The organism is Streptomyces sp. NPDC057682 (genome assembly GCF_042799575.1).
In the GTDB taxonomy this organism is placed as follows: domain Bacteria; phylum Actinomycetota; class Actinomycetes; order Streptomycetales; family Streptomycetaceae; genus Streptomyces.
Genome location: NZ_JBHVIN010000043.1, coordinates 1 through 1468, shown reverse-complemented (window position 1 = coordinate 1468; position 1468 = coordinate 1). Strand labels below are relative to the sequence as shown.

Here is a 1468-nt window from a genome sequence, read left to right as displayed (position 1 = left end):
CTTGCTGCATCAGTGCAGGTCAGCGGCTCGGGCGTCGCGGCGGCGCAAGTCGCTGACCTGCGGTGACGCCTATCGTGCACGAGGTCGTTAGGGCGTGTTGCGAAAGTGGATCTTGGTCGTAGATGATCACGCTCTGTGGGGCGTGGTGACCTGACGAACAGCCAGTGGGCCCGGCTTGAGCCGTTGCTCCCGGGGGTATCAAGCCGGGCCGTCCGCCGGTGTGGACGCGGCGGCAGCTGATAGACGGCATACGGTGGCGGACCCGAACCGGCGCCCCATAGCGAGACATTCCCGAAAGGTACGGGCCGTGGGACCGGGCCTACAACCTGTTCCGCCGCTGGCAGCGGGACGGCACCTGGGCCCGGATCGTCACCCAGCTCCAGGCCGAGGCGGACGCGAAGGGCCTGATCATCTGGACGTGAACGTCGACTCCACGGTCTGCCGGGCCCACCAGCACGCCGCCGGGGCAGCGAAAGGGGGGATCTCCAGAAGGAGCCGCCCGGCGGGGTCTTCAACGAGCCAGCCGATCACGGGCTCGGTCGGTCTCGGGGCGGACTGACCAGCAAAATCCACCTGGCGGTCGAGCAGGGCCAGAAGCCCCTGTCGGTGGTGATCACGGCCGGACAACGCGGAGATTCACCGCAGTTTCGAGCCGGTCCTGGAAGCGATCGGGGTTCCCCGGCTCGGCCTGGGACGGCCGCGCAAGCGCCGGGACCGGGTGCGGGCCGACAAGGCGTACGACTCCCGCAAAAAAACCGCGCCTACCTGCGCCGACGCGGGATCAAGGCAACGATCCCCGTCCCGGCGGACCGGGTCCGCAACCGCAAGAATCTCGGCTCTCGCGGCGGTCGGCCGCCGACGTTCGACAAGACCGACTACCGCGAACGCCACGCGGTCGAATGCGGGATCAATCGTCTCAAGCGCCACCGTGCGGTGGCCACCCGCTATACAAGTTGGCCGTCCGCTACGAGGTCACCGTGCTGGTCGCGGTCCTCAACGAATGGCTATGAGCACCAGCGGAATCGTCCTCGTCGGTCACCTTGTAGCCGGGGACAGAAGGCCAGCGGACCGTCAGAACCACGGACTCTTCCTCCGCGAACCAGGAGTGATCGACGCCCTGGCCCCACACGACATAGTCCCCCTGCTCAGCCAGGAGAACACTGCGCCCGGGCAGCTCCACTCGGAAGCGCCCGCTGATGAGGACCAGCAGGGCGGTGCGCTCTTCGCCGGTCACCCACTGAGCCCGCTCATCGCCCTGCGGGTGGACGCCCCATTTGATCTCCACGTCCTCGCTGTGACGAGGATCGGAAGCCTCCTTGAAATGTCCCAGCAGCCACCCCCGGTCCAGTGCCGCGTCCCTGCCAGCATTGCCCACATACATGCTGTCGCCCATGGCTCCGGAAGGTAGCAGCCAGCCGCATCAGCACTCACAGCAGCAACATCATCCACTTTCACAACAGACCCTAGC

At 67.0% G+C, this 1468-nt stretch carries 1 protein-coding gene and 1 pseudogene; one reads left to right on the top strand and one right to left on the bottom strand.

Annotated features, from left to right (window positions below; translation table 11 throughout):
• Window positions 1-135: 135 nt before the first annotated feature.
• Window positions 136-1010, top strand: a pseudogene (locus tag ACFVDM_RS38330) (IS5 family transposase).
• Here ACFVDM_RS38330 and ACFVDM_RS38325 read toward each other — a convergent pair.
• On the bottom strand, window positions 965-1393 hold the full coding sequence (locus ACFVDM_RS38325) for a signal peptidase I (protein WP_383651492.1): 429 nt from the start codon (window positions 1391-1393) through the stop codon (window positions 965-967). The pseudogene ACFVDM_RS38330 and the gene ACFVDM_RS38325 sit on opposite strands and share 46 nt — an antisense overlap.
• Window positions 1394-1468 lie beyond the last annotated feature (75 nt).